The organism is Listeria valentina (genome assembly GCF_011800755.1).
Lineage (GTDB): Bacteria > Bacillota > Bacilli > Lactobacillales > Listeriaceae > Listeria > Listeria valentina.
The window spans coordinates 24,046-49,069 of sequence record NZ_JAATJW010000008.1 but is presented as its reverse complement, the minus strand read 5'-3'; the positions used below and the strand labels follow the sequence as shown (position 1 = coordinate 49,069).

25 protein-coding genes are annotated in these 25,024 nt (G+C 41.9%); all 25 read right to left on the bottom strand.

What is annotated here, in order from left to right:
- Positions 1 to 4 precede the first annotated feature (4 nt).
- The 25 genes from atpD to HCK02_RS03665 all read right to left on the bottom strand — a co-directional run bounded on the left by atpD (position 5) and on the right by HCK02_RS03665 (position 24,786).
- Positions 5 to 1,426 (bottom strand): F0F1 ATP synthase subunit beta, encoded by a 1,422-nt coding sequence (gene atpD / locus HCK02_RS03785; RefSeq protein ID WP_167628796.1) that lies wholly within the window; start codon positions 1,424 to 1,426, stop codon positions 5 to 7.
- A 77-nt stretch (positions 1,427 to 1,503) separates the two neighbouring features.
- Positions 1,504 to 2,376, bottom strand: coding sequence for a F0F1 ATP synthase subunit gamma (locus HCK02_RS03780; RefSeq protein WP_167628795.1), 873 nt, complete (start codon positions 2,374 to 2,376; stop codon positions 1,504 to 1,506).
- A gap of 41 nt (positions 2,377 to 2,417) precedes the next feature.
- Positions 2,418 to 3,932 (bottom strand): F0F1 ATP synthase subunit alpha, encoded by a 1,515-nt coding sequence (atpA, locus tag HCK02_RS03775; RefSeq protein ID WP_167628794.1) that lies wholly within the window; start codon positions 3,930 to 3,932, stop codon positions 2,418 to 2,420.
- A gap of 27 nt (positions 3,933 to 3,959) precedes the next feature.
- Entirely contained in the window at positions 3,960 to 4,499 is a 540-nt protein-coding gene (locus HCK02_RS03770) for a F0F1 ATP synthase subunit delta (protein WP_167628793.1), read from the bottom strand.
- A complete protein-coding gene (gene atpF, locus HCK02_RS03765) occupies positions 4,496 to 5,008 on the bottom strand; it encodes a F0F1 ATP synthase subunit B (RefSeq protein ID WP_167628792.1) in 513 nt (170 codons plus the stop codon). Before atpF ends, HCK02_RS03770 begins: the two co-directional genes overlap by 4 nt.
- 94 nt (positions 5,009 to 5,102) lie before the next feature.
- Positions 5,103 to 5,321, bottom strand: a complete 219-nt coding sequence (gene atpE, locus HCK02_RS03760; RefSeq protein ID WP_003723467.1) for a F0F1 ATP synthase subunit C — start codon at positions 5,319 to 5,321, stop codon at positions 5,103 to 5,105.
- A 52-nt stretch (positions 5,322 to 5,373) separates the two neighbouring features.
- Positions 5,374 to 6,090, bottom strand: a complete 717-nt coding sequence (gene atpB / locus HCK02_RS03755; protein ID WP_115753937.1) for a F0F1 ATP synthase subunit A — start codon at positions 6,088 to 6,090, stop codon at positions 5,374 to 5,376.
- A gap of 6 nt (positions 6,091 to 6,096) precedes the next feature.
- Positions 6,097 to 6,495, bottom strand: coding sequence for an ATP synthase subunit I (locus HCK02_RS03750; protein WP_167628791.1), 399 nt, complete (start codon positions 6,493 to 6,495; stop codon positions 6,097 to 6,099).
- 778 nt (positions 6,496 to 7,273) lie between these two features.
- A complete protein-coding gene (gene wecB / locus HCK02_RS03745; RefSeq protein ID WP_167628790.1) occupies positions 7,274 to 8,416 on the bottom strand; it encodes a non-hydrolyzing UDP-N-acetylglucosamine 2-epimerase in 1,143 nt (380 codons plus the stop codon).
- 15 nt (positions 8,417 to 8,431) lie between these two features.
- On the bottom strand, positions 8,432 to 9,061 hold the full coding sequence (upp, locus tag HCK02_RS03740; protein WP_167628789.1) for a uracil phosphoribosyltransferase: 630 nt from the start codon (positions 9,059 to 9,061) through the stop codon (positions 8,432 to 8,434).
- A 133-nt stretch (positions 9,062 to 9,194) separates the two neighbouring features.
- Positions 9,195 to 10,436, bottom strand: a complete 1,242-nt coding sequence (glyA, locus tag HCK02_RS03735; RefSeq protein ID WP_167628788.1) for a serine hydroxymethyltransferase — start codon at positions 10,434 to 10,436, stop codon at positions 9,195 to 9,197.
- A gap of 134 nt (positions 10,437 to 10,570) precedes the next feature.
- Entirely contained in the window at positions 10,571 to 10,978 is a 408-nt protein-coding gene (locus tag HCK02_RS03730; protein ID WP_167628787.1) for an arsenate reductase/protein-tyrosine-phosphatase family protein, read from the bottom strand.
- Entirely contained in the window at positions 10,975 to 12,021 is a 1,047-nt protein-coding gene (locus HCK02_RS03725; protein ID WP_167628786.1) for an L-threonylcarbamoyladenylate synthase, read from the bottom strand. The genes HCK02_RS03730 and HCK02_RS03725 overlap by 4 nt, the downstream gene beginning before the upstream one ends.
- Positions 12,022 to 12,285: 264 nt before the next feature.
- Entirely contained in the window at positions 12,286 to 13,158 is an 873-nt protein-coding gene (gene prmC, locus HCK02_RS03720) for a peptide chain release factor N(5)-glutamine methyltransferase (protein WP_167628785.1), read from the bottom strand.
- Positions 13,148 to 14,224, bottom strand: coding sequence for a peptide chain release factor 1 (gene prfA, locus HCK02_RS03715; protein WP_167628784.1), 1,077 nt, complete (start codon positions 14,222 to 14,224; stop codon positions 13,148 to 13,150). The genes prmC and prfA overlap by 11 nt, the downstream gene beginning before the upstream one ends.
- Before the next feature lie 19 nt (positions 14,225 to 14,243).
- Positions 14,244 to 14,822 carry a thymidine kinase gene (locus tag HCK02_RS03710; protein ID WP_167628783.1) on the bottom strand — a complete coding sequence of 193 codons (579 nt, stop codon included), beginning with the start codon at positions 14,820 to 14,822 and terminating at the stop codon, positions 14,244 to 14,246.
- 143 nt (positions 14,823 to 14,965) lie between these two features.
- Positions 14,966 to 15,832: a homoserine kinase gene (gene thrB, locus HCK02_RS03705; RefSeq protein WP_167628782.1), complete on the bottom strand. Its 867-nt coding sequence runs from the start codon at positions 15,830 to 15,832 to the stop codon at positions 14,966 to 14,968.
- Positions 15,832 to 16,887 (bottom strand): threonine synthase, encoded by a 1,056-nt coding sequence (gene thrC / locus HCK02_RS03700; protein WP_167628781.1) that lies wholly within the window; start codon positions 16,885 to 16,887, stop codon positions 15,832 to 15,834. Before thrC ends, thrB begins: the two co-directional genes overlap by 1 nt.
- Positions 16,888 to 16,889: 2 nt before the next feature.
- Positions 16,890 to 18,176 carry a homoserine dehydrogenase gene (locus tag HCK02_RS03695; protein WP_167628780.1) on the bottom strand — a complete coding sequence of 429 codons (1,287 nt, stop codon included), beginning with the start codon at positions 18,174 to 18,176 and terminating at the stop codon, positions 16,890 to 16,892.
- 195 nt (positions 18,177 to 18,371) lie between these two features.
- The gene (locus HCK02_RS03690; RefSeq protein WP_115753950.1) at positions 18,372 to 18,617 is read right to left on the bottom strand and encodes a type B 50S ribosomal protein L31; all 246 of its coding nucleotides are present in this window, start codon (positions 18,615 to 18,617) and stop codon (positions 18,372 to 18,374) included.
- Positions 18,618 to 18,720: 103 nt separating this feature from the next.
- A complete protein-coding gene (gene rho, locus HCK02_RS03685; RefSeq protein ID WP_167628779.1) occupies positions 18,721 to 19,992 on the bottom strand; it encodes a transcription termination factor Rho in 1,272 nt (423 codons plus the stop codon).
- 63 nt (positions 19,993 to 20,055) lie between these two features.
- On the bottom strand, positions 20,056 to 21,327 hold the full coding sequence (locus tag HCK02_RS03680; RefSeq protein ID WP_167628778.1) for a UDP-N-acetylglucosamine 1-carboxyvinyltransferase: 1,272 nt from the start codon (positions 21,325 to 21,327) through the stop codon (positions 20,056 to 20,058).
- 93 nt (positions 21,328 to 21,420) lie between these two features.
- Positions 21,421 to 22,485: a lysylphosphatidylglycerol synthase transmembrane domain-containing protein gene (locus HCK02_RS03675; RefSeq protein WP_167628777.1), complete on the bottom strand. Its 1,065-nt coding sequence runs from the start codon at positions 22,483 to 22,485 to the stop codon at positions 21,421 to 21,423.
- Between the two features lie 8 nt (positions 22,486 to 22,493).
- Entirely contained in the window at positions 22,494 to 23,516 is a 1,023-nt protein-coding gene (locus HCK02_RS03670) for a glycosyltransferase family 4 protein (protein ID WP_167628776.1), read from the bottom strand.
- The gene (locus HCK02_RS03665) at positions 23,509 to 24,786 is read right to left on the bottom strand and encodes a glycosyltransferase family 4 protein (protein ID WP_167628775.1); all 1,278 of its coding nucleotides are present in this window, start codon (positions 24,784 to 24,786) and stop codon (positions 23,509 to 23,511) included. Before HCK02_RS03665 ends, HCK02_RS03670 begins: the two co-directional genes overlap by 8 nt.
- Positions 24,787 to 25,024 lie beyond the last annotated feature (238 nt).

The window sequence follows — 25,024 nt, the reverse complement described above, 5'->3', positions numbered from 1 at the left end:
TTTATCAGACTTCAATTCCTTGGCTTTTTGCTTTTTCAAGGACTTCTTCAATACGCCCTACAGAACGGAAAGTATCTTCTGGGATATGGTCATATTTGCCGGCTAGGATGTCTTTAAATCCTTTGATTGTTTCTTTGACTGGTACATAAGAACCTGGTTGCCCAGTAAATTGTTCAGCCACGTGGAAATTTTGAGATAAGAAGAACTGTACGCGACGTGCACGCCCAACTGCTAGCTTATCATCATCAGAAAGTTCATCCATACCTAGGATAGCAATAATATCTTGCAGCTCACGATAACGTTGCAATAATTGTTGTACCTGTGTAGCCACTTCATAATGTTCTTCTCCGACAATTTCAGGAGAAAGCGCACGAGAAGTAGAAGCTAGCGGATCAACCGCTGGATAAATCCCTTGTTCTGTCAATTTACGTTCAAGGTTAGTTGTCGCATCCAAATGGGCAAATGTAGTTGCCGGAGCCGGATCGGTATAGTCATCGGCCGGCACATAAATTGCTTGAATAGATGTAACAGAACCAACATTTGTTGAAGTGATCCGTTCCTGTAATTGCCCCATTTCCGTTGCAAGCGTTGGTTGATAACCAACGGCAGAAGGCATACGTCCAAGCAAGGCAGATACTTCTGAACCAGCTTGAGTAAACCGGAAAATATTATCAATGAAAAGTAGCACGTCTTGATGTTCTACATCACGGAAGTATTCCGCAATCGTCAAGCCTGTTAGCGCAACACGCATCCGAGCACCAGGTGGTTCATTCATTTGTCCGAATACCATCGCTGTTTTTTCAATAACGCCAGATTCTTTCATTTCGAAATAAAGGTCATTACCTTCACGTGTACGTTCACCAACGCCCGCAAATACAGAAATACCGCCATGTTCTTGTGCAATATTATTGATCAATTCTTGGATAAGAACGGTTTTACCTACACCCGCGCCACCAAACAATCCAATTTTACCACCCTTAACATAAGGAGCTAGCAAATCAACAACTTTAATACCCGTTTCTAGAATTTCAGTTGTTGTTGATAGTTCATCAAATGTAGGGGCAGAACGGTGGATTTTATTGCGTTTCACATCGCCTTCAATCGGCGCATCTAAATCGATTGTATCACCTAAAACGTTAAATACACGTCCAAGCGTCACTTGACCAACAGGAACCGTTATTGGACTCCCTGTATCAATTACGTCCATTCCTCTTTGCACACCATCAGTGGATGCCATCGCAATTGTACGAACAACATCATCACCCAACTGAATAGCTACTTCTAAGGTAAGACTTCTTGTAGTTTTTTCTTCTGACTGAGCTGGATACTCCACAGTAAGGGCATTGTAAATTTCAGGCAGTTCACCGCCGTCGAATTTTACATCGATTACTGGTCCCATTACTTGGATTACTCGTCCTTTCGTCATGCGATTATTCCTCCTCACTTACCTTCCCAAAAGGGTTCGCATGGGTTGAAGTCGGCTTCAAATAGCACAAATATAAGCTATTCGAGTGCGGCCGCACCACCAACGATTTCGGTAATTTCTTGCGTGATCGCCGCTTGGCGAGCACGGTTATATTGAAGCGATAGATCACTAATTAAATCGGATGCATTATCTGTTGCGCTGCGCATCGCTGTCATCCGAGCAGCATGTTCAGCAGCTTTGGCATCTAATAACGCACCAAAAATTAAGCTTTCCACATATTGTGGTAGCAAAACTTCTAAAATTTCTTGTTCTGATGGTTCAAATTCATACACTGTCATATCATGCTCAGCTTCTTCTCCTGCTTCATGGAATTCCGTGAACGGAAGAAGTTGTACATTTCGAAGTTCATTTGAAATCGAGTTGATATGATGGATGTAATGAATGAACAACTCATCATAAACACCATCTTCAAACATTTGAACAGCATTGCTTGCGATGTCTTTGATTTCGGCGAAAGCCGGGTGATCAGAAAGCCCTTCAATTTCTAGAACGATATTCATCCCACGAGCTTTGAAAAAATCTCGTGCAGTTCGCCCTACAACAATGAGTGCATACTCATCACTTGAATTATGCTTCGTTGTGATATCCTGATACACTTCTTTAATAACTGAGCTGTTATAAGAACCAGCAAGTCCTGTATCAGAAGTAATCACGATGTAGCCTGTCCGTTTTACAGGTCTTGAAACGAGCATTGGGTGATCTGAGCTATTTCCCGTTGCCGCAACATTTGTAACGACATCACGAATCTTCGAAACATAAGGTGCATAAGCTTTTGCGTTCGCTTCAGCACGACCCAGTTTAGATGCAGAAACCATTTGCATAGCTTTTGTGATCTGACTGGTTTTTTTCGTTGAATTAATTCGCTGTTTAATATCAATTAAAGATGCCACAGATTTTCACCACCTTGTTTCTTGCCACCTTTTAGAAGAAATTATTTTTCTTCACTAGGAACAAAAGTATTTTTGAATTCATCAAGTGCACTGTTCAGCTTTGCTTCATCTGGAAGAGATTTTGTAGTCCGAATTTCATCGAGTAATTCTGCATGATTGTGATCGAACCACGTATTCATTTCAGATTCAAAGCGTAGAACATCATGAACTGGGATGTCATCCAAATAGTTATGAACAAGTGCATAAAGAATGAGTACTTGTTTTTCAACTTTTAAAGGTTTGTGTAAATCTTGTTTCAACACTTCAACCGTACGTTTCCCTCTTTCAAGTTTCGCACGTGTTGACGCATCTAAATCAGACCCGAATTGCGAGAACGATTCAAGTTCACGATATGCAGCAAGGTCAAGCCGAAGCGTACCCGCTACTTTTTTCATCGCTTTAATTTGTGCTGAACCACCAACACGTGATACAGACAAACCAGCGTTAATCGCAGGACGAACGCCTGAGAAGAATAAATCAGATTGCAAGAAGATTTGTCCATCTGTTATCGAAATAACGTTTGTTGGAATATAGGCAGAAATATCTCCTGCTTGTGTTTCAACAAATGGAAGTGCAGTAATTGATCCTCCACCAAGTGCATCACTAAGTTTTGCAGCACGTTCTAAAAGACGCGAATGCAAGTAGAAAACATCCCCTGGATAAGCTTCACGACCTGGAGGACGACGAAGCAGCAAGGAAAGTTCACGGTATGCAGCCGCTTGTTTCGATAAATCATCATAAACGATTAAAACGTGTTTTCCGTTATACATGAATTCTTCACCCATTGCTACACCAGCATATGGTGCAAGGTAAAGCAGAGGTGCTGGTTGTGAAGCTGCCGCTGTTACAACGATTGTGTAATCAAGCGCTCCATACTTGCGGAGCGTTTCAACTGCTGTACGAACAGTAGATTCTTTTTGACCGATCGCGACATAGATACAAACCATATCTTGGTCAGCTTGATTTAGGATCGTATCAATTGCAACAGAAGTTTTCCCTGTTTGACGGTCACCAATAATCAGCTCACGTTGCCCACGACCAATTGGAACTAAAGCATCAATTGCCTTGATTCCTGTTTGTAGTGGTTCAGAAACAGATTGTCGTTGCATAACGCCAGGAGCCACTGCTTCAATTGGACGAGTTTTAGTCGTTTCAACTGCGCCTAAACCATCAACTGGTCGACCAAGTGGATCAACAACACGCCCTATGAGAGCATCTCCAACAGGTACTTCCATAATTTTCCCAGTACGACGAACTTCATCGCCTTCACGAATTTCTGTGTAAGGGCCTAAAATGATGATACCTACATCATTTGTTTCTAGGTTTTGTGCCATTCCCATTACACCATTTGAGAACTCTAACAATTCTCCGGCCATTGCATTATCAAGTCCATGTGCACGCGCGATCCCATCACCGATATAAGTAACTGTACCTACTTCACTTACTTCCAAATCGCTTTGATAGTTTTCGATCTGCTGCTTTATAATGGAACTGATTTCTTCAGCCTTAATGCTCATCAATTTCACCCCTTGAAAAAACGGGAACTAGGCTTTAATTTGCCGTTCCATGTTCTTTAATTTCGTTTTTAAACTGTCATCGTAAATGCGAGTCCCAATCACGACACGAACACCGCCAATAAGCGATTTGTCAACATGATTGTGGATATGGAGCTTTTTCTTGTCCAACTTCTTAGCAAATACAGCAGAAAGTGATTCTTTTTCTTGGTCTGAAAGCGGAATAACTGAGTAAACATCAGCTTCAGCGATTCCTTCCAGATTGTTGACTCGTTCTTTATAAAGATCGGCGATTACCATTAAATAATCTTCACGCCCACGGTCAATTAGCAAAAAGATAAAATCCCGAAGCGTTTCATTTACATCTTTAAAAACAGAACCAGCAAGTTCTTTCTTTTGCTCTGTTGTGAGAGTCGGATTTTCAAGTAGTTTTACAAAATTTTCATTTTCAGTTAAAACATGCTTAATAACGGAGAGTTCCCCACCAAATTCATGGATTTGCTTTTTCTCCTCAGCCACTTGAAAAATAGCTGTAGCATAACGGCTTGCGACTTCTAAATCTTTACTCATTTTTCATCGCCCAGCCTTTCGATATAATCTTGGATGATATCGTTTTGTGCTTTTTCATCCAGATTTTTTTCGATTACTTTCGAGGCAATCAGAACAGATAAGGAGCCGACTTGCTCGCGAAGAGCCGAAATAGCTTCTTCTTTTTCGCGAACAATTTCGTTTTTCGCTTCTTCTTTTAGGCGCTCTGATTCGGAACGTGCTTGTTTAACAATTTCTACACGCTCTTTTTCACCAAGCTGCTTAGCATTTTCAATCATTGTTTGTGCTTCTACACGAGCTTGTTTTAAAACTTCACGTTGTTCATCAAGAAGTTTTTCAGCTTGTGAACGGCTTTCTTCAGCCGAATCAATTTCAGATGCAATGTGCTCTTCACGTTCTTTCATAACATTCATTAGTGGCTTCCAAGCAAAAATGCGGATCAGCACTAATAAAAGTGCGAAAGTAAAGAGTGTAAATAGACTATCGCCTATTGTAAAAGCAGAACCTACTACTAAATGTGGTTGTAACACGCCTGTTTCACTCCTTTCCAAACATTCGCTAAAACTAAATTACATTTCAAGAAACGGGGAAAAACCCCGATCTCTTTGCGATTCGTGGTTTTAATTACTTATTTAGAACCATGAATGCAATAACGACAGCGATGATTGGAAGGGCTTCAACTAAACCGATACCAATGAACATGATCGTTTGTAGCATTGAACGAGCTTCTGGTTGACGAGCAACACCTTCAACAGTTTTCGAAACAATAAGACCATTACCAATACCTGCACCTAGTGCACCTAATCCTACTGCGATTGCAGCTGCAATAACACCTAAAGACATAATTTAATATCCTCCTTAAAATTCCTGTTTAATTTGTTTCATTTATTAAAGCTTAATGTTCATCACTAACTTTGTGTGACATATAAACCATTGTCAACATTGTAAAGATATACGCTTGGATAGCACCGATGAATACGGAGAATCCTTGCCATAAGAGCGCTGGAATGATTGCGAGTACCCCTGTAAAAATGTTGATGTGAGCGAGTTGAGTCGCAATAATAGAAAGTAAAACTTCACCAGCAAAAATGTTTCCGTAAAGCCGCAATCCAAGCGTTAACGTATTAGCAAACTCTTCAACTACTTTTAACGGGAACAAGAATTTCATTGGACTCAAATATGTGCCCATGAAATAATGTTTGAATCCACGCATCTTGACACCATAATAATGTGTAAGCGCAAGTATCATAATGGCAAGTGTTAACGTTACAATTGGATCCGCTGTGGGTGAACGCCACCAAACTTCATCGTGAACTGCAACGGACGTTACAACACCGAGCATGTTCGCTACAAAGATGAACATAATTAGCGTAATCCCTAAAACATGAAATCTTCCTCCAGTTTTCCAGTCCATGTTACTACCAATGATACCCCGGACAAAGTCCATTACCCATTCAATAAAATTTTGCTTCCCAGTTGGACGCCGTTTTAAATTACGGGTGCAAATAATAGCGATCAAAAGTACGATCACGCATGTAACAGTAATCATCACTAGGTTCGAAAGGTTAAAATCCAAGCCTAGAAAATGGACTATGGGAAAGTTTTCTTCCAATTTGGTTCACCCCTCTCTTTTTGTTAACTTTTTTCTCCGATATAAGGAATACAGTATAAAATCCAAGAAGATAACCGCATAAGCTATTCCTAGACCAATAAGCATACTGTAAACATGAAAATACTCGGGGAGTTGTGTGGCAATGATTGTCGCAAGTAGGACACTTCCCATTCTTGCAACCGTTCCGATCCCGTAAAAGTTTCGGTTTTCCGCAAGAGCCTTTGTCATCGCTTGCGTTCGTCTCATCAGTAGCCAGTAATTAAACCAGCCTACGACTAGTCCTAATTTCAAACCCAAGAAGATATGTACATACGGTGTAAGAAACCAGCCTACAAGACAAACTCCAATAAATGCAATGAGATACTTTTGATGGCGATGGTACATTCCTATCAGCGACTCTAACATATGATGCCGTCCTTTCTTTTTCATGCATGTCAATCGTCTTGTTTACAAATTAAATTTGCAAACTAATTCGGAGTGAGCAGCTTAACTTTGTGAAATACGACACACTTATAACCTTCTATCCCTTTTCTTTCAGCAATGAAAGCCTTAACACCGTGTCCTTTCTAGAATACAACAGCGAAAAGATAAAAGTCAATATCGTACCACATTTTATTCTGCGCCTACGTTCTTATAGTATCACATTTCCCAGGTGTTCAGAAAACATTTGATTGTTTTTTTGTTTACTTTTTTGTAAAGGTTTATCGAATGAAATCCGCAGCCTGGGTTTGTCTACATAAACACCTCCGATACTCAGAAAAGCCTACTCAGAAACAAGTATGTTTTTTCACAAACTTAAAAAAATAAAAAACCTTTCACAATTGTAAAAGGCCTTCGCTTCTTTAAAATCGAGAATCTGAAAGCACTTTTCTACTGAAAAAAGAACACAAAAGCGGTTCTTTCATCCCCCCGATTGATATAACCCTTCAAAGCCGCAACTTTATTTCTGTCAGCAAATTTTTGCCGGCGGGAATAAAAGAATGCTTCGCAGCGCTCTATCCCTTGATGAATGAAAGTACGTTTTCTAGGTTCATTTGATTGATAACATTGAACATATTATCACATGTTACTAAAAAGCTCTACCCTTAATCCCTTCTGTAATAAATATGTAATAATAAGGCGTTTTCATTTAACTGATAAATAAACAAACAGCTATCCAAACTGGATAACTGTCTACTTTGAATCAATTGGTTTTAAAATCTTCTGGACGTTTTGTTCCGTTAAAATAAGAAGAAATGGCTTCAAGAATTCGCTTGGATGCTTCCCCATCACCATATGGATTGCTCGCTTGACTCATTTTTTGATGTTCCGCTGGATTATCAAGCAACAGCAAAGCCTCTTTAATCAAAGCTGCTTTTTCAGTACCGATTAGTTTTAGTGTTCCAGCTTCCACGCCTTCAGGTCGTTCAGTTGTGTCACGCAAAACTAAAACGGGGACGCCCATGCCCGGCGCTTCTTCTTGCACGCCACCAGAATCGGTAAAAACTAAGTACGATTTTTTCAAGAAATTATGGAAATCGATTGCATCTAACGGTTCAATCAAATGAATTCGATCATGTCCACCGAGAATGCTGATAGCTTTTTCTCTTACCGCTGGGTTCTTATGCATCGGATAAACGAGCTCAACATCTGGACGCTCTTCAACGATCTCCCGCACACCTTCGAACATGCCTTGCATAGGTTCTCCAAGATTTTCTCGCCGGTGAGCTGTCATCGAAATCAAGCGATTATCGCCTAAGCCGTCTAAAATCGGGTGCGAATAGTTTTCTTGCACCGTCGTTTTTAACGCATCAATCGCCGTATTGCCCGTCACAAAAATCGCGTCCGCTTTCTTGTTTTCGCGCAACAGATTTTCTTTTGCCGTATCCGTTGGCGCAAAATGTAGATCTGCTAAAACTCCAGTAAGTTCGCGGTTCATTTCTTCAGGAAACGGGGAATACTTATTCCAAGTTCTAAGGCCCGCTTCCACGTGTCCGATTGCTGTTTGTTCGTAAAATGAAGCTAAGCCAGCAGCAAAGCTTGTTGTCGTATCCCCGTGGACAAGCACAATATCTGGCTTTTCTTGTTTAATTGTTTCAACCAGACCAGATAAAACTCGCGATGTGATATCACTTAGCGTTTGACCCGCTTTCATAATATCTAGATCAACATCCGCTTCGATATTAAAAATTTCCATAACTTGATCAAGCATTTCTCGGTGTTGCGCCGTCACAACTACGACCGACTCGAACTGATCTGGGTTTTCTTTAAGTGCATGAACGAGCGGTGCCATTTTAATTGCTTCAGGTCGTGTCCCGAAAACACTCATCACCTTAATTTTTGCCATATCCCTCAACCTCTTCTATTTTGTTCCGAATAAACGATCGCCCGCATCTCCCAAGCCGGGGATAATATATCCGTCTTCATTTAGTTTTTCATCAAGTGCAGCGATATAAATATCTACATCTGGATGCGCTTTTTGAAGTGCTTTAACGCCTTCTGGAGCCGCTACGAGACACATAAATTTCATGTTTTTTGCCCCGCGTTTTTTAAGCGAATCAATCGCCATAATTGCCGAACCGCCCGTTGCAAGCATTGGATCAACAACAATGAAAAGTCTTTCTTCGACATCAGAAGGAAGTTTCACGAAGTACTCTACAGGTTCAAGCGTTTCGTGATCACGGTATAAACCAACATGACCTACTTTAGCGGCAGGAATTAGCTTCAAAATTCCATCTGTCATTCCAAGTCCTGCACGCAAAATTGGAACAACGCCAACTTTTTTCCCTGCAAGCGACTTCGCTTTTGTTTTTTGAATCGGTGTTTCCACTACTGTGTCTTCCAGTTCCATATCACGAGTAATTTCATACGCCATTAAAGTGGCAACTTCATCGACAAGTTCACGAAATGCTTTCGTTCCTGTTTCTTTATCGCGAAGAATAGTTAACTTATGTTGGATTAATGGATGACTTGTTACATGTACTTCTGACATTTCCGTTCCGCTCCTTTTTCATATCGAAATTTCTCTTCTTAATTGTATCAGAAGACAGCTCAAGTGCAATAGAAAAATCATCTCCACATAAAAACAAGGCAGAAAAATTCATTTTCTACCTTGTTTTGCTTTTTTACACATGTTCATATAGCGGATAATTTTGCATAAAGCTCGTCACTTCTTCTTGCACTTCATCCAAAACAGCTTGTTCATTCAAGTTGTGCAATACTTTAGCGATAAGCTCGCCCACTTTAATCATCGCTTGTTCGTTAAAGCCACGCGTTGTAACTGCCGCCGTTCCAACACGAATCCCGCTTGTTACAAACGGGCTTTCCGTTTCAAATGGAATGGAATTTTTATTCACTGTAATACCAACAGAATCAAGTGCTGTTTCTGCATCTTTTCCAGTGATCCCGAGCGCTTTTAAATCAATCAATAACAAATGATTATCCGTTCCATTCGTTAGCACATCAATTCCATTTTCTTGTAACGTTGTAGCTAGTTGTTTCGCATTTTTGATAATTTGAGCTTGGTATTCCTTGAATTCTGGCTGCAAGGCTTCCCCAAACGCTACGGCTTTTGCCGCAATAATGTGCATCAGCGGTCCACCTTGAATCCCTGGAAAAACTGCTTTATCAATTTGTTGACCCCATTTTTCTTTTGCAAGAATCATTCCCCCGCGGGGGCCACGAAGCGTTTTGTGTGTTGTTGTTGTGACAAAATCTGCATATTCTACCGGGTTTTGATGAAATCCTGCAGCGACAAGTCCGGCAATATGCGCCATATCAACCATGAAAAGCGCATTTACTTCATCAGCAATTTCACGGAATTTCGCAAAATCAATCGCAAGTGGATAAGCACTCGCTCCCGCCACAATCAATTTAGGTTTCGTTTCAAGCGCAACTTTTCGCACTTCATCGTAATCAATTTGTTTTGTTTCTGGGTCAACGCCGTATTCTTCAAAATGATATAACACACCGCTGAAATTAACAGGACTACCATGTGTCAAATGCCCGCCATGCGCCAAGTTCATACCGAGCACCGTATCTCCCGGTGAAAGCACCGCCTGATAAACCGCCATATTGGCTTGTGCTCCTGAGTGAGGCTGAACGTTTGCATAATCTGCGTTAAAAAGTTCCTTCGCCCGGTCTCTCGCCAAGTTTTCAACGATATCAACATATTCGCACCCGCCATAATATCGTCTTCCTGGATACCCTTCCGCATATTTGTTGGTTAAGACTGATCCCATAGCTGCAAGAACTTGTTCACTTACAAAATTTTCCGATGCGATGAGTTCAATGTTGTTTCTTTGTCTTCCCAGTTCCAAGTGAATTGCGTTAAAAACCTCAGTATCTCCTTTTTGCAGATAAACCAATACACCCAACCTCCAATTTTTTTGTTTTTTATGTCGAATCCTACATTCAATTATCTCTATCATTACGCAAAAAAAATAGAAAATCAAGTGTTTTATTCGATTTTTTAGTAAATTTAGAAAGTGAACCCTTTCACTTATAGAAAGCGTTCGTAAATAGCCGTTTGAAGAGCGTCAAAAGCCAGCTGATATTCCACCTCGCCGCCAGAAAACGGGTCAAAAACATCTTTTCCCTCTGGCGAAATCAAAGCAAACTTCTTTTCTTCTGCAGGAAAAATCAACCGAAGTAAGGCTAACTGGGCCGCGGTCATCACAAAAATTTTATCCGCCCATGCCAGATCTTCTTGTTGAAGTTGATGCGCTTCATGAGAAAACAGCAAGCCTTCGTCACGCAGAATTCGCTCCGCTTCCGCCGAAAGCGGAGCCCCTTCTTTCGCACTAATTCCCCTTGACCGAACAAAAACATCAGGCCGAGCTTTCCGAAGAATCCCTTCTACCATGGGACTGCGACAAGTATTCCCCGTACAAATTAGTAGAATATTCATCGCGGCAACTCACTTGTTTCATTCAAGTATTTATTCCCTGCTGCTTTTTCAAGTCGGTTCATCACCGCATCTCCGATCCCATCTTTTGGAAAAGTTTCCGCGAGTATGAGAGTCGTATCCGTATGATCAAATAAGCGTAAACCATCATACAAACGCCTTGCAATTTTATCCATTTGAGCTCGGCTACCGATTTTAATTTTCATTACTGGCTCACGAATTTCTGCCGCTAATTCATCTGAAAGAAGCAATCCCACCTTTTCGCCACGGTCAAGACCGCGCTTAATTTGTTTATCCCAAAAAGCAGCACCGCCTTCCACAAGATAAACCGGCGCAAGAGGAGCATAATGTGTATATTTCATTCCTGGTGCTTTCGGAACTTCTTCCTTCTTCAGCGTATTTTGAGCGGACCAGACTTCACCGATCACTTCCTCGATTTGTTCCGTTGAAACACCGCCAGGTCTCAAAATCACTGGTATTTCGGAAGTAACATCAAGCACAGTCGATTCCAATCCAACTCCCGTACTTCCACCATCAATAATCGCTGAAATTCGACCACTTAAATCTTCTTCCACGTGACGCGCCGTTGTTGGGCTAGGACGTCCAGAACGGTTCGCACTTGGTGCCGCGATTGGACGATTCGTGACACGCAATAATTCAAGTCCAACCGGATGAACAGGCATTCGAACGCCCACCGTGTTTAAACCCGCTGTGACACTTTCCGCAAGTGCACCAGGCTTAATTGGCAAAATCAGCGTTAGCGGACCTGGCCAAAAAGCCTCCATTAGTTTCTCCGCTTTTTCAGGAACTTCGGCGATGAACTCTTGCATTTGTTTGGCATCTGCAATATGCACAATTAAGGGATTATCAGATGGTCGACCCTTTGCCTCATAAATTTTCTTAACCGCATCTGGATTTGTCGCATCAGCCCCAAGTCCATAAACGGTTTCCGTCGGAAAGGCCACCGTTTCTCCTGCACGAAGTAAATCTGCCGCTTCTTGATAGATTTCTTTTCCTTGATCAATATTCCAAAGTTTCGTTTCCATCTTTTTATACTCCTTTTTTCGCCTTCTTGTCTTATTCTAACTTCTTTTCACCTCGTTTTACAATCTTTTACGGCTAAAAAGTTATCCCCAAACTGTGGATAATAACTTATTCCTTGGGGATAACTTTATGTGGATTTGTGGATATCCATCCAAAACCTTGTTCTAGAGCAACTTATAATAGAATATTTTACATTTATCAGCTTCTTTTTGAAGAAGTTATCCACAAACAGATGCGTGATTCGCAATAAAAAAAGACACGACTTTTCAGTTCATGTCTCCATTTAATAAATTAGAACAAACGACAATGCGGTCTTTTTGATTGATATCTTTATGGATGTAGGTTTTCGCTTCTGGGAACGTGGATGCGAATAAGGCTTGCACCGCTTCCCCTTGCGTATAGCCAATTTCAACCGCTACCCAGAATTTATCATCAAGCACCTCTGGCAAGTCTTTTATTAAGCGTTCATAAATTGCTAAGCCGTTATTTTCGGCAAAAAGAGCGAGTTCTGGTTCGTTCGCTAGAACGTAAGTCGACATCTCTTGTTTCTCGCGCTCAGCGATGTAAGGGGGATTTGCGACCACCACCTCAAACGTTTGCTTTTCGTGCTTAAACGCCTCTAGCAAGTCGGTTTCCACAAAATTCACGGGCGTGTTCAGTGCCAAACTGTTTTTTTGTGCAACGGCAAGCGCCTGAAAAGAGATGTCAGAAGCCGAAACCGCCAGTTCTGGAAAAAGCTTCTTTAGCGAAATCGCAATGATGCCACTTCCTGTACAGACGTCGAGCACCGTTTTCTGTGGGTTTTTCTTCAAGAACTGCTCGCACAACAAGACGAGTTCCTCTGTTTCAGGTCTTGGAATCAACACATTTTGATCGACATAAAAATCGTAACCATAAAACGGAGCAATGTTTAAAATGTACTGCACAGGCTCACCATTTAAATAGCGATCAAAATCTGCTTTAAACTGCAACTCGTGTTTTTCTTCCAAAACGCGATCAAAGCTCGACCAAAGCTCCGTTCTTTTCAAACCGAGTCTCGTTTCAAGCAAAATCTCCGCCGCGTTTAAATCCAAGTTCCGCGCTTTTAAAATTTGCGCCGCTTCATGAAGGAGCATCCCGATCGTTTTTTTATTCGGCATCGTTTAAATGCTCCAATTTACTAGTTTGATCTTCTAAAATTAGCACATCAATGATTTCGTCTAGCTTCCCTTCCATGATTTGATCGAGCTTTTGAATCGTCAAACCAATCCGGTGGTCCGTCACCCGGTTTTGCGGATAGTTGTAAGTTCGAATCCGTTCAGAGCGATCTCCCGTTCCAACAGCTGATTTCCGGTTTGCATCATATTCTTCGCGTGCTTCCGTTTCAAATTTATCGTAAACGCGCGCACGCAAAACTTTCATTGCTTTTTCTTTATTCTTAATTTGAGAGCGCTCATCTTGCATCGAAACTACAATCCCTGTCGGAATATGCGTTAGCCTTACAGCCGACATCGTTGTATTGACACTTTGTCCACCTGCCCCTGTCGAAGCAAATGTATCCACGCGAATATCCTTATCCTGCAAATCCACTTCCACATCTTCTGCTTCCGGTAAAATCGCAACCGTTGCCGTAGACGTGTGGATCCGTCCGCCCGATTCCGTTTCTGGAACCCGCTGCACACGGTGAGCCCCATTTTCATATTTCAAGCGCGAAAACGCTCCTGCACCGTTTATCATCACGATAATTTCTTTGTAGCCACCAATTCCAGTCGGATTCGCATCCATCACATCCACTTTCCAGCCACGTGCTTCTGCATAACGACTGTACATCCGAAACAAATCTCCCGCAAATAAAGCCGCTTCGTCGCCACCCGCTGCCCCGCGAATTTCCATGATGACATTTTTATCATCATTCGGGTCTTTCGGTACAAGAAGCAATTTCAGCTTTTCTTCTAGTTCTGTTTTTTCTTCTTGCAGACCATTTAGCTCTTCTTTCGCAAGCTCGCGCATTTCATCATCCAGTTTTTCCGACAAAAGTTCCTTCGTTTCGTCAATTCCAGACGTTACTTCTTTATAATGGCGATACGTTTCTACTGTTTCTGCGATACTGGACTGCTCTTTTGATAAATCTCGCAATTTTTTCGCATCAGAAACCACTTCTGGGTCGCTTAATAGTTCATTTAGTTCATCATAGCGGTTCTCAACCGCCTGCAAACGATCATACATTGATCTCATCCCTCACCTTTCATTCACCAATCGGCGGATGCGCGTGACACTTCCTGCAGACCGGATAGTACTGGTCATTACCGCCAATTAAAATTTGTTCCCCCGTATAAACAGGGTTCCCTTCCTCATCAACACGTAAAACCATCGTTGCTTTTTTTGCACAAAACCAGCAAATGGTTTTCATTTCTTCAATTTTATCTGCATATAGCAACAGATATTTCGATCCCTCAAACAGCTCGTTCTTAAAATCATTTTTCAGTCCGTACGCAATGACAGGAATTCCGAGTTCATCCACAATATGTGCTAGTTGAAAGACATGGTGCTTCTCAAGGAACTGCGATTCATCCAGCAGAACACAACTTGGTCGCGGCTCAATTTCCTTGACCTGCTCAAAAATATTCGTATCAGAAAAAACTGGAATCGCATCTCGTTTTAAGCCAATTCGACTTGAAACGACTCCCACTTGGTCCCGATTATCAATACCCGACGTAAAAATTACAACCGGCTTATTTTGTTCCTCATAGTTATGCGCCACTTTCAAAATTTCAATCGTTTTCCCACTGTTCATCACACCATAACGAAAAAATAACTGTGCCATAAATCCATACCCTCTTTTCTAAAACTCTTTTCCTATTCTACCATAGTCCCAAAAAAAATTGGATAGGGAAGCAAGAAATTTCGGTTTTGCTTCAAAAAAAGAAGCTTAGCTACTTCTAGCCAAGCTCCCTTCATCATTTTATTTCACTTGAAAACGCGTGCCCCACTAGGCTCAGCACGAAGCTGTTTGACTTCCGCCTCCAAATCGAGCCCGCAAAGTTCTTGCCTAAGCGTTTCACTCACTTCGCGCGGCGCAAGCACAAGCACAGTCGGCCCTGCTCCGCTAAGAACCGCCGCATAGCCGCCAAATTCAGCCACTTTTTTCCGAATCTCGATCAAATGTGGCACAAGCTTCGCACGATACGTTTCATGAAACAAGTCGCGCTCCATCATTTCGCCCGCAAGCCGCAAGTCCCCAGCAACAAGTGCCGCAACCATCACATTAGCCACACTGCTCGCCTGAACCGCATCCGAATACGAAAGCTCGCGCGGTAAAACCGCGCGACTTTCACTTGTAAGAAGCGCTTCCTCGGGGATAACCGCTAAGATGGCCACATCCGGAAAAGCATGCTGCAAATAAAAATCTCGATCTGGCTGCTTCGCGCAAACGACTAAGCCGCCTAAAATTGCGGGCGCAATATTATCAGGATGGCCTTCAAATTCCGCGGCAAGCCTGACAATCTCATCGCAAGAAAGGCCAAGGCCCGCAAGTTGATTCGCTAACTCGATCCCAGCCACAATGGCCGCTGAGCTACTGCCAAGCCCCCTTGCAGGCGGGATATCCGATTCCATCACTAAACGGTGTGGCGTAAGCTCAGGCGCTAATTTTCTAGCTACTTGGATGACCATGTTCGTTTCATCCTTGGGAATATCTCCCGCAAGTTGATGCTCAACCCGCCAAGCTGAACTTTTTTCGCAGACGGTGAGCGTCAAATATAAATCAAGCGCAAGCCCGCAAGAATCAAAGCCAGGTCCAAGGTTCGCCGTTGTAGCTGGCACTTGGATGCGCATTAGGCTTTCACTCCATTTCGCAGATGTTCACGCATCGCTTCGATGGTTTCCATATGCGCAATATCGAAGGAATGCACATTCATGGCTGTATCCGGATCCTTCAAGCCATTCCCCGTGAAGACACAAACAACCTGAGAGCCTCGCTTGATGCGTCCTTCTTTCAAGCTCTTGATGACGCCTGCAAGTGAAGCTGCGGATCCTGGCTCAATGAAGACACCGTCGCGCGCAGCTGCAAGTTTATAGGCTTCAATAATTTCTTCATCTGAAACAGACGTAATTGCGCCGCCTGATTCATCACGTGCCGCCTCGGCCAGCTTCCAGCTGGCCGGATTTCCAATCCGGATGGCCGTCGCGATCGTTTCGGGCGCTGCGATTCGTTCACCTTTCACGATGGCTGCTGCTCCTTCTGCTTCAAATCCGTGCATTTCCGGTAGCCCTGTCGCATGTGCATCATTCCATTCCTTGAAGCCCTTCCAGTAAGCCGAGATATTTCCCGCGTTTCCTACTGGAATGGCAAGTACATCAGGCGCTTTTCCTAAGTCCTCGCAAATTTCAAAAGCAGCCGTTTTTTGTCCTTCAAGGCGGAACGGGTTCACTGAATTGACAAGAGTTACAGCTTCTGTTTCCGCCAGTTCCCGCACGGCGTCTAAAGCTTCATCAAAGTTTCCTGCAATCGCAATAATATCTGCCCCGTACATCACAGCTTGCGCTAGCTTCCCGAGCGCTACTTTGCCGTCTGGGATCACAATGTAAGCTTTCATCCCTGCGCGTGCCGCATAAGCCGCTGCCGACGCCGACGTGTTCCCTGTTGACGCGCAAATCACTGCTTCTGCTCCTGCTTCTTTCGCTTTTGCAACCGCCATCACCATGCCGCGATCTTTAAACGAGCCAGTCGGGTTGAGCCCTTCGAATTTCCCGTAAAGCTCTACGCCAAGCTCTTCTGACAAGTGAAGAAGTGGAATGAGTGGCGTGTTTCCCTCTGATAGTGAGAGAAGAGGTGTTGCTTCTGTAATTGGCAAATTATCCTTATATTTGTCTAGTAAGCCTTTGTACATTTTTATCCCTCCACGACGGCATACTGTGTAATGAGGCGCATCTCAGGTTCTTTGTTCACGCCGTCCACAGCTTCCTCAATTTGATTACGACTTGCAGCATGGCTAATAATCACTACCGTAGCCGTATGCTCGTCATTTGGTTCTTGCAAAATTTTATCAAAACTAACGCCCGCGTCAGCAAATATTTTCGTTAACTTCAGAAATGTGCCTGTTTTGTCGTCCATTTGCATCCGGAAATAATATTTCGAAAAAACTTTATCTGCCGGTGTATATTTAGTTTCATGGACAAAGCGATTGAATACATTCCCAATCGTTCCAAGTTTGGTATTTTTAGCGACTGTAATCAAATCACTCACAACGCTTGTCGCGGTAGGCATTTCACCTGCCCCTGGCCCATAGAACATCGTTTCCCCAACAGCTGCTCCTGTGACAAATACGGCATTATTTTCATCGTTAACGCCAGAAAGTGGATGTGCCGCTGGAAGAAGTACTGGTCCAACCGCAACGTCAACTGTATTGTCAATTTCCTCGGCTTGCCCGACTAGCTTTACTTTATAGCCAAGTTGCGAAGCAATTGCAATGTCTTTTTGGGAAATGCCACGAATTCCCTTTGTTTTTACGTCATCTAAATTGACATTCATTCCAAAAGCAAGCCTTGTTAAAATAACCATTTTACGTGCTGCATCAATCCCGTCAACGTCACTTGTCGGATCTGATTCTGCGAAACCTAAATCCTGCGCTTCTTTTAACGCTTCTTCATAGCTTTTATTTGAAGTCATCATTTGCGTTAGCATGTAGTTGGTCGTTCCATTGACAATCCCCAGAACTTTTTTAATGCGATCTGCTGCTAAACTATTCACAATCGTCCGCAAGATAGGAATGCCACCTGCCACACTCGCTTCATAAAATAAATCACAGTGGTTTTCCTGCGCCACGGCCACGAGCTCATCCCCGTGGATAGCGATTAAATCTTTATTCGCAGTTACAACACTTTTCCCAGCTTTCAGTGCATGCAAAATGTAATTACGCGCAGTTGTGATGCTGCCCATTACTTCTACAACAACAGCGATTTCCGGATCGTCTAGCACGTCTGTAGGATCGGTTGTTAAGGTAAACCCTTCTGCCTCGTAACGGCGATTCTTTTCTAAATCGCGCACAAGTACTTTTTTCACGGTGATATCATAGCCCGTCACTTGGCTGATTTTTTCTTGGTGTTCTTTTAAAATACGGATGACGCCACTTCCTACGGTGCCAAATCCTAACACACCTACTTGTAATTTTGCTTTCACATGAAAACCTCCTTTGAAAAGTATTGATCTCTCTTTTATTATACGCACGATGATTCAAAGATGTAAACCCTCTTATTTGAACCTTCGCATTTCTTCCACTTTACTGACTATTCTGCTTTGAAATAAGTCAAAAAAAATACACCTCTTGAAAGAGATGTATTTGTTCCTTCTTGATTAAGCTTCGTTTGTACGAACTTATTTGAGTCCGTATTTTTTGTTGAAGCGGTCCACACGGCCATCTGCAGTCGCATGTTTTTGTTTACCAGTATAGAATGGGTGCGAATCAGAAGAGATTTCGACACGTAGCAACGGATACTCGTTACCATCTTCCCAAGTGATTGTTTCATTTGACGGTTTTGTAGAACCCGACAAAAATTTAAAATCAGTACTAGTATCAACGAAAACAACTGGACGGTAATCAGGATGAATTCCAGTCTTCATTTCTTTTCAACTCCTTCGCCCTGAATCATCTGAAACAGAGAAATTCACTGCAAGAAACACACAGTATGATAATTATAACAACTGATGCGCAAACAAGCAATAGTTATTTTTTAAACATTTCTTCGTTCAACAATTCATGAAATTCTTGATTGGTCTTCGTTTTTTTCATGTAGCGAATGAACCGTTCTGACATATCAAGTGCATCGCCTTGCACCGGTAATACTTTCCGGATTTTCCAAAGCTGATCCAGTCGTTCTTTCGCGAGTAATAGTTCTTCTTTCCGTGTTCCAGATCTTCTAATATCAATCGCTGGGAACAACCTTCTTTCCGCAAGTGTACGATCAAGATGGAGCTCCATGTTCCCTGTACCTTTAAACTCTTCGTAAATCACATCGTCCATTCTTGAACCTGTATCAATCAACGCCGTTGCAAGAATCGTTAAACTTCCGCCTTCTTCGATGTTCCGCGCAGCTCCAAAGAAACGTTTTGGCCTATGGAATGCCGCTGGGTCAATCCCACCAGAAAGCGTTCGCCCGCTTGGAGGAATAACAAGGTTGTAAGCTCTTGCAAGCCGAGTGATGCTGTCCATCAAAATAATAACATCGCGTTTTTGTTCAGCCAGTCGCATCGCTCGTTCCAAAACAAGTTCTGCCACTTTAATATGATTTTCAGGTACTTCATCAAACGTCGAGCTTGCTACGTCAGCAGAAACCGAGCGTTCAATGTCAGTCACTTCTTCTGGTCGTTCATCAATTAAAAGTACAATCAACTCTGCTTCTGGATGGTTTTTCGTGATCGAGTTGGCAATTTCTTTTAACAAAATCGTTTTCCCAGCTTTTGGTGGCGCTACGATGAGTCCACGTTGCCCAAAGCCAATCGGAGAAATCATATCCACCATTCGCATAGAAAGCGGATATTGGCCTGTTTCCAATTCAATTTGCCGGTTGGGATAAAGCGGCGTGAGCCCAGGGAAATGAACTCGTTCTTTTGCAACCTCGGGGTTCTCGCCATTTACCGCTTCTACATGTAGCAAGCCAAAATAGCGCTCATTTTCTTTCGGCGGCCTCACCTTTCCAGAAACTTTATCCCCTGTCCGCAAATCAAAACGACGAATTTGCGAGGCAGAAATATAAATATCTTCCGAACTAGCGGAATAATTGATTGGTCGCAAGAATCCAAATCCTTCTTGCGGAATGATATCGAGCACGCCTTCCATGAAAAAGAAGCCTTCTTTTTCCGCATTAGATTTAAGCAATGCAAAACTTAGCTCTTTTTTAGTCAGCTTGCTGTAGTAAGCAATTTTATGTTCTTTAGCGAGCGCATAAATCTCTTTAATCGTTAAGCTCTCTAAATACGACATGGACAAATTCGCCATTAATTAACCACCTTTATGTTTAAAATAGTTCACACAAGAAGTCGATATTCGAACGTTCGTTTATCATGAGATAGATGGCTCGCCCGATTCTTTGCGAATATCTGCACCGAGCGCTGTCAATTTTTCAACAATATTGCCGTACCCGCGTTCAATATGTTCAATTTCAAGGATCTCTGTTGTTCCTTCTGCAACAAGTCCTGCAATAATCAGAGCAGCACCTGCACGTAAATCTGTCGCCGTAACTTTCGTGCCTTTTAATGGCGTTTTTCCATAAATGACAACACTGCGACCATTTTGCTTAGATTTACCACCCATTCTTTCCAATTCTGCAATTTGCTTGAAGCGATCCGAGTAAACCGTATCCGTCACAATGCCGCTTCCTTCTGCTTGGGTAAGAAGCGCGGTCATTGGCTGTTGCAAATCTGTTGCAAATCCTGGATACGCATATGTTTTAACGTCTACTTTGCTTAAATGCTTAGCTTCGCCAACGTAGATGGAATCATCCGAAACCTCGATAGGTACGCCCATTTCACTTAATTTGGCCGTAATTCCTTCCAAGTGATCTGGAATAACGTTTTGAATTTTAACTCCATCTCCAGCAGCTGCAGCAATAATCATATATGTTCCAGCCTCGATTCGATCTGGAATGATCGCATGCCTGCAACCTGAGAGCTTTTCAACGCCTTGGATGCGAATCGTATCCGTTCCAGCACCCTTAATGTTTGCACCCATATTATTTAAAAGCGTGGCAACATCAATAATTTCCGGTTCTTTTGCCGCATTTTCAATCACCGTTTTCCCCTCAGCTAAAACAGCTGCGAGCATAATATTGATCGTTGCGCCAACGCTAACAACATCTAAATAAATTCTTGCTCCGCGAAGCTTTTCTGCTCGCAAATAAATAGCACCTTGTTCGTTTGTTACGGTTGCTCCAAGTGCTTCGAAGCCTTTAATATGCTGATCAATCGGACGCGGTCCAAGATAACAGCCACCAGGAAGCCCCACCACAGCTTTTTTAAATTTACCAAGAAGCGCGCCCATTAAATAATACGAAGCACGCAGTTTTTTTACGTTTCCATTTGGAAGTGGCATATCCACAATTTCACTTGGGTCGATAATCGCTTGATTTTCATCGTATCGAACACTGCCACCTAGTTCACCTATAATTTGATAAAGAGTTTGAACATCTGAAATATTTGGCAACCCTTCTAAAATAACTTCTGAGTCTGCCATGATTGCAGCTGGGATTAAAGCGACAGCACTATTCTTAGCCCCGTCAATCGTTACAGTCCCCGAAAGCTTTTTGCCGCCTTGTATCACCAATCGATTCGCCATGACTAACCTTCTTTCTTTTCAATTTCTTCCTTCATTATCGCTGAAACCTGGTTTTTATGCAAGACTCTGCTCCGCATAAAAAGCCATCCTACTCTAGGACAGCTTTTCTTCAAGTGGAGTGCTTGTCGTTTTTTTTTTCGTCTCAGGTCTCTTATCCTGAATCATTAGGGCAATCGCCCCAAACACGATACAACTATAATATGTCACAATTCGCCATAGAATCAGCGCTGCAAGTAATTTAGCTGTTCCAAGAAACGGAGCAAACAAAAGTGTAAATGTGTATTCCGCTCCACCGCTTCCACCGGGAGTTGGCATTACCGTTGCAAACATCATAATGAAAGCATGGAATGTAATTACCATATACAGCTCCATCGTCGTGACGCCCAACCCTAGCATTATAAAGTAGGGAATTGCGAAATAAACCCACAGCTGCAATGTGGTATAGAAACTAGCCGATACCATAAGTTTCCAGTCTCTGCTAATTCGACCACTTTCTTCATGAAATGTATCAATTTTTTCATCAATGCTTTCTTCGATTTTAAGTACGCGCTCTTTCTTTAAAAACCAACCAACTGGTTTCAATAGTACATGTACCAATCGGGTTGTAAAGCCGCGACTCTTGCCAACAAGGACTAAAGCAATGATAACCAAAAGATGCACCGCAAAACCGATCACAACAAGATATTTAACTTGTGGAACCGCACCAGTCATCAAATAGTGAAATCCAAAGATCAAAATCAACAAAAAATTAATCACGATCATTGCTTGATAGATAATAAATTTAAACAATAAAACAGAACTTGCAGAGCCGATATCCATCCCCTTTTTGATAAGCGCATAGAGCTGAGCGGGTTGTCCACCAGCCTGCATCGGCGTAATCGTATTAAAAAATTGTCCGATCATTGTAATTCGAAAAGACGAAAAAAACTTTTGCTTTTCAAAACTCGGTTTCACACTTTTATGAAGGACAACGCCTTCAAATAGCCAATATAAAAACATGAACAAAAATGCTACCAAGATCCACCACAAGTTGACTTGATCCATCTCTTCGAAGAATTTTTTTAAATCGACGTCTCGAAACTGCCAAACTAAAAAGCCAATGCTAATCACAAGAATCAAAAAAATATTGAGCCAATTTCGTTTTGCAGTTTTGCTCATGCCGCCGTTCACTCCTTCACTAACTGATGGTAAAACTCATCCCAAATTCTTGTTAGTCGCTCTTCCGAATAATACTCTGCACCTGCTCTTGCCATTTGAACAAGCTTGTCGTAAGCAGAATGATCTTCTTTTAGTTCGCTTAGTTTTTGGATGAATCCTTGATTGTCACTCGCAGAATCATAATACCCTGTTAAAATATCCTTGTATAAATCTAAGTCGCGAACAAGCACCGGAACATCAGCGCTCATCGCTTCCAATATCGCCATCGGAAAAAGTTCATTATAAGACGGCATAAAAAAGACATCTGCCATGTTAAAACAAGCGTTCATTTCTGTTCGGTCGACGATTCCAATGAACTTAACATTTTCTGGAGGATTATCATAGATTTCTTTAAGCTCTGCATAGCCAGCTGTAATTTTCCCAAAAGAAAAACCGCCTGCCCAAACAAATTCGATTTCCGGAAGAGCACGTGCTACTTCAATAAAATCTAAAACGCCTTTTCGGTGTTGTACCTGCCCTACTCCAAGCACGACAAATTTGTCAGAATCAATATGATATTTTTTTCTAACTTCTTGTTTGGCTTCGTTTTTCATCGGATAAAATGTTTTTTTAGAAACAAAGTTAGGAATGTAATGGATCTTTTCACGAGCAATGCCATGCTGCTCAAGCTTTGGTATAAACGAAGAATTGACCACTACAATTTGATCCATTCGATTATAAAACGAAATTAAATATTTATAAAAAACAGCGCGGGCAATTTTGGGTAGCTTTAAACTTCCCTCCAAAGTTTCTGGCAGAAAGTGGACATAGCCAACCCGAACTCCGCGCTTTTTCTTGAAAAATGTCGAAAGATAAAAGTGAAAATCTACCGTATGATAATGTGTAATATCACTTTTACGGAAAGTATTAATCGAGAGATCAAACTTATCGTTTAAGTGTTCGGATACAAGGTTGACTAGCTCTCGATAGGCAGAAGCAACACCCTGTCCTTTTACCTTCTCTGCAGACGACAACATAGTTAATTTAATCACGCCTACTAGACCTTCCTTTCCTGATGTGCGAATTTGATGTTAGCGAGAAAACCTGCGACGCCATCTTACTTTTCAAAAGTGTTGGCTTTAAATCAACTGGTTTTCTCTCCGTCGACTGATAGGCCGCAATCACTTCCATATAAGTTGCTTCGACTGTTTTCCCAAAAGTTTCAGCTGAATAGCATAAAACCTCGCTCCGTCCATTTTGAGCAATTTGTTTGGCTCTTCCTGGATTTTTTAAGACAAACAGCAAACGAGCCGCTAAATCTTCATCAGAATCAAATAAAAAGCCAGTTTTTTCATCAATTAAAAAATCTTCAATACTCTCATCGCGCTTTGCAACAACTGGAAGTCCAGATGCCATCGCTTCGATGTAAGTCAATCCTTGCGTTTCGCTCGTCGAAGCACTGACAAACAAATGTCCTAGTTGATAATAATTACCAACTTTTGCCCATTCAACAGCGCCAGTAAAAATCACCGAATCGGCTAACCCAAGTTCTACAGATTTTTCTTCGAGTTCCGCTTTAACGGGGCCATCCCCAACAATCACAAGCTTTGCATTAGGGATTTCGCTTAAAACTTCTGGAAAAGCATCCAGAATGGCATCAATATTTTTCTCATAAGCAACACGACCTAACGAAAGAACAATTGGATCATCTTTTGAAATGCCAAGTTCAGACCGAATGGCGTCTAGAGTTTCCTCATCTGGGCGTTCAAATGAATGTAAATCTGTCCCAGTTGGGATTGTGTAAATTAATTTATTTAAACCACATTCTTCCAAATGATGGCGTACTTTTTGAGTCGGCGCAATGAGCGCTTGATAACTTTCACAAAAAGAGCGTGTCATTCTTTTAACCATATTTGGTTTTAAGATTTTCCCATTAGCAATATAATGTAGATAATCCACATACATCGTATGATAAGTATGGACAATCGGAATCGAATATTTCTTCGCAATTTTTTTCCCTAATAGCCCTAACGAAAATTCTGTATGTGTATGAATAATATCTAAATTTAGTTCTCCGACAAGACGAATAAACTTACTCATCCCTGCAATAGCAATTCTTCGCTCTGGAAAGAACACAAAAGGAATGCTCGGCAAACGAAATACACGTCCTTCTTCACTTGCTCTGTCAGCATTAGGATCGGTCGTCGTAAAAATATATACATTATGTCCTCTTCGTCTCAGTTCTTCTTCCAAGGTAGCAATTGAAGTTGCTACCCCGCTGATTTGCGGACTGTAGGTATCGGTAAAGATCCCTATATTCATTACTATCGCCTACTCTCTCCAAGTTGGTTCTCTGGATATCTGTTTCATCATTATAGCATAATTCACGATATATGTATGCCCAAGCTGACTATCTCTATTATGAAGCCATATCCTCACTTTTTCATACGCCCCTAGAATGATTTTTATCTAAATCTTTATTATTAAGTTCTTCCGCGCATCTTTTCCAACTGCTTTATTTTACAATCATTTTCGTTATAACACAATAACCATTATCCTA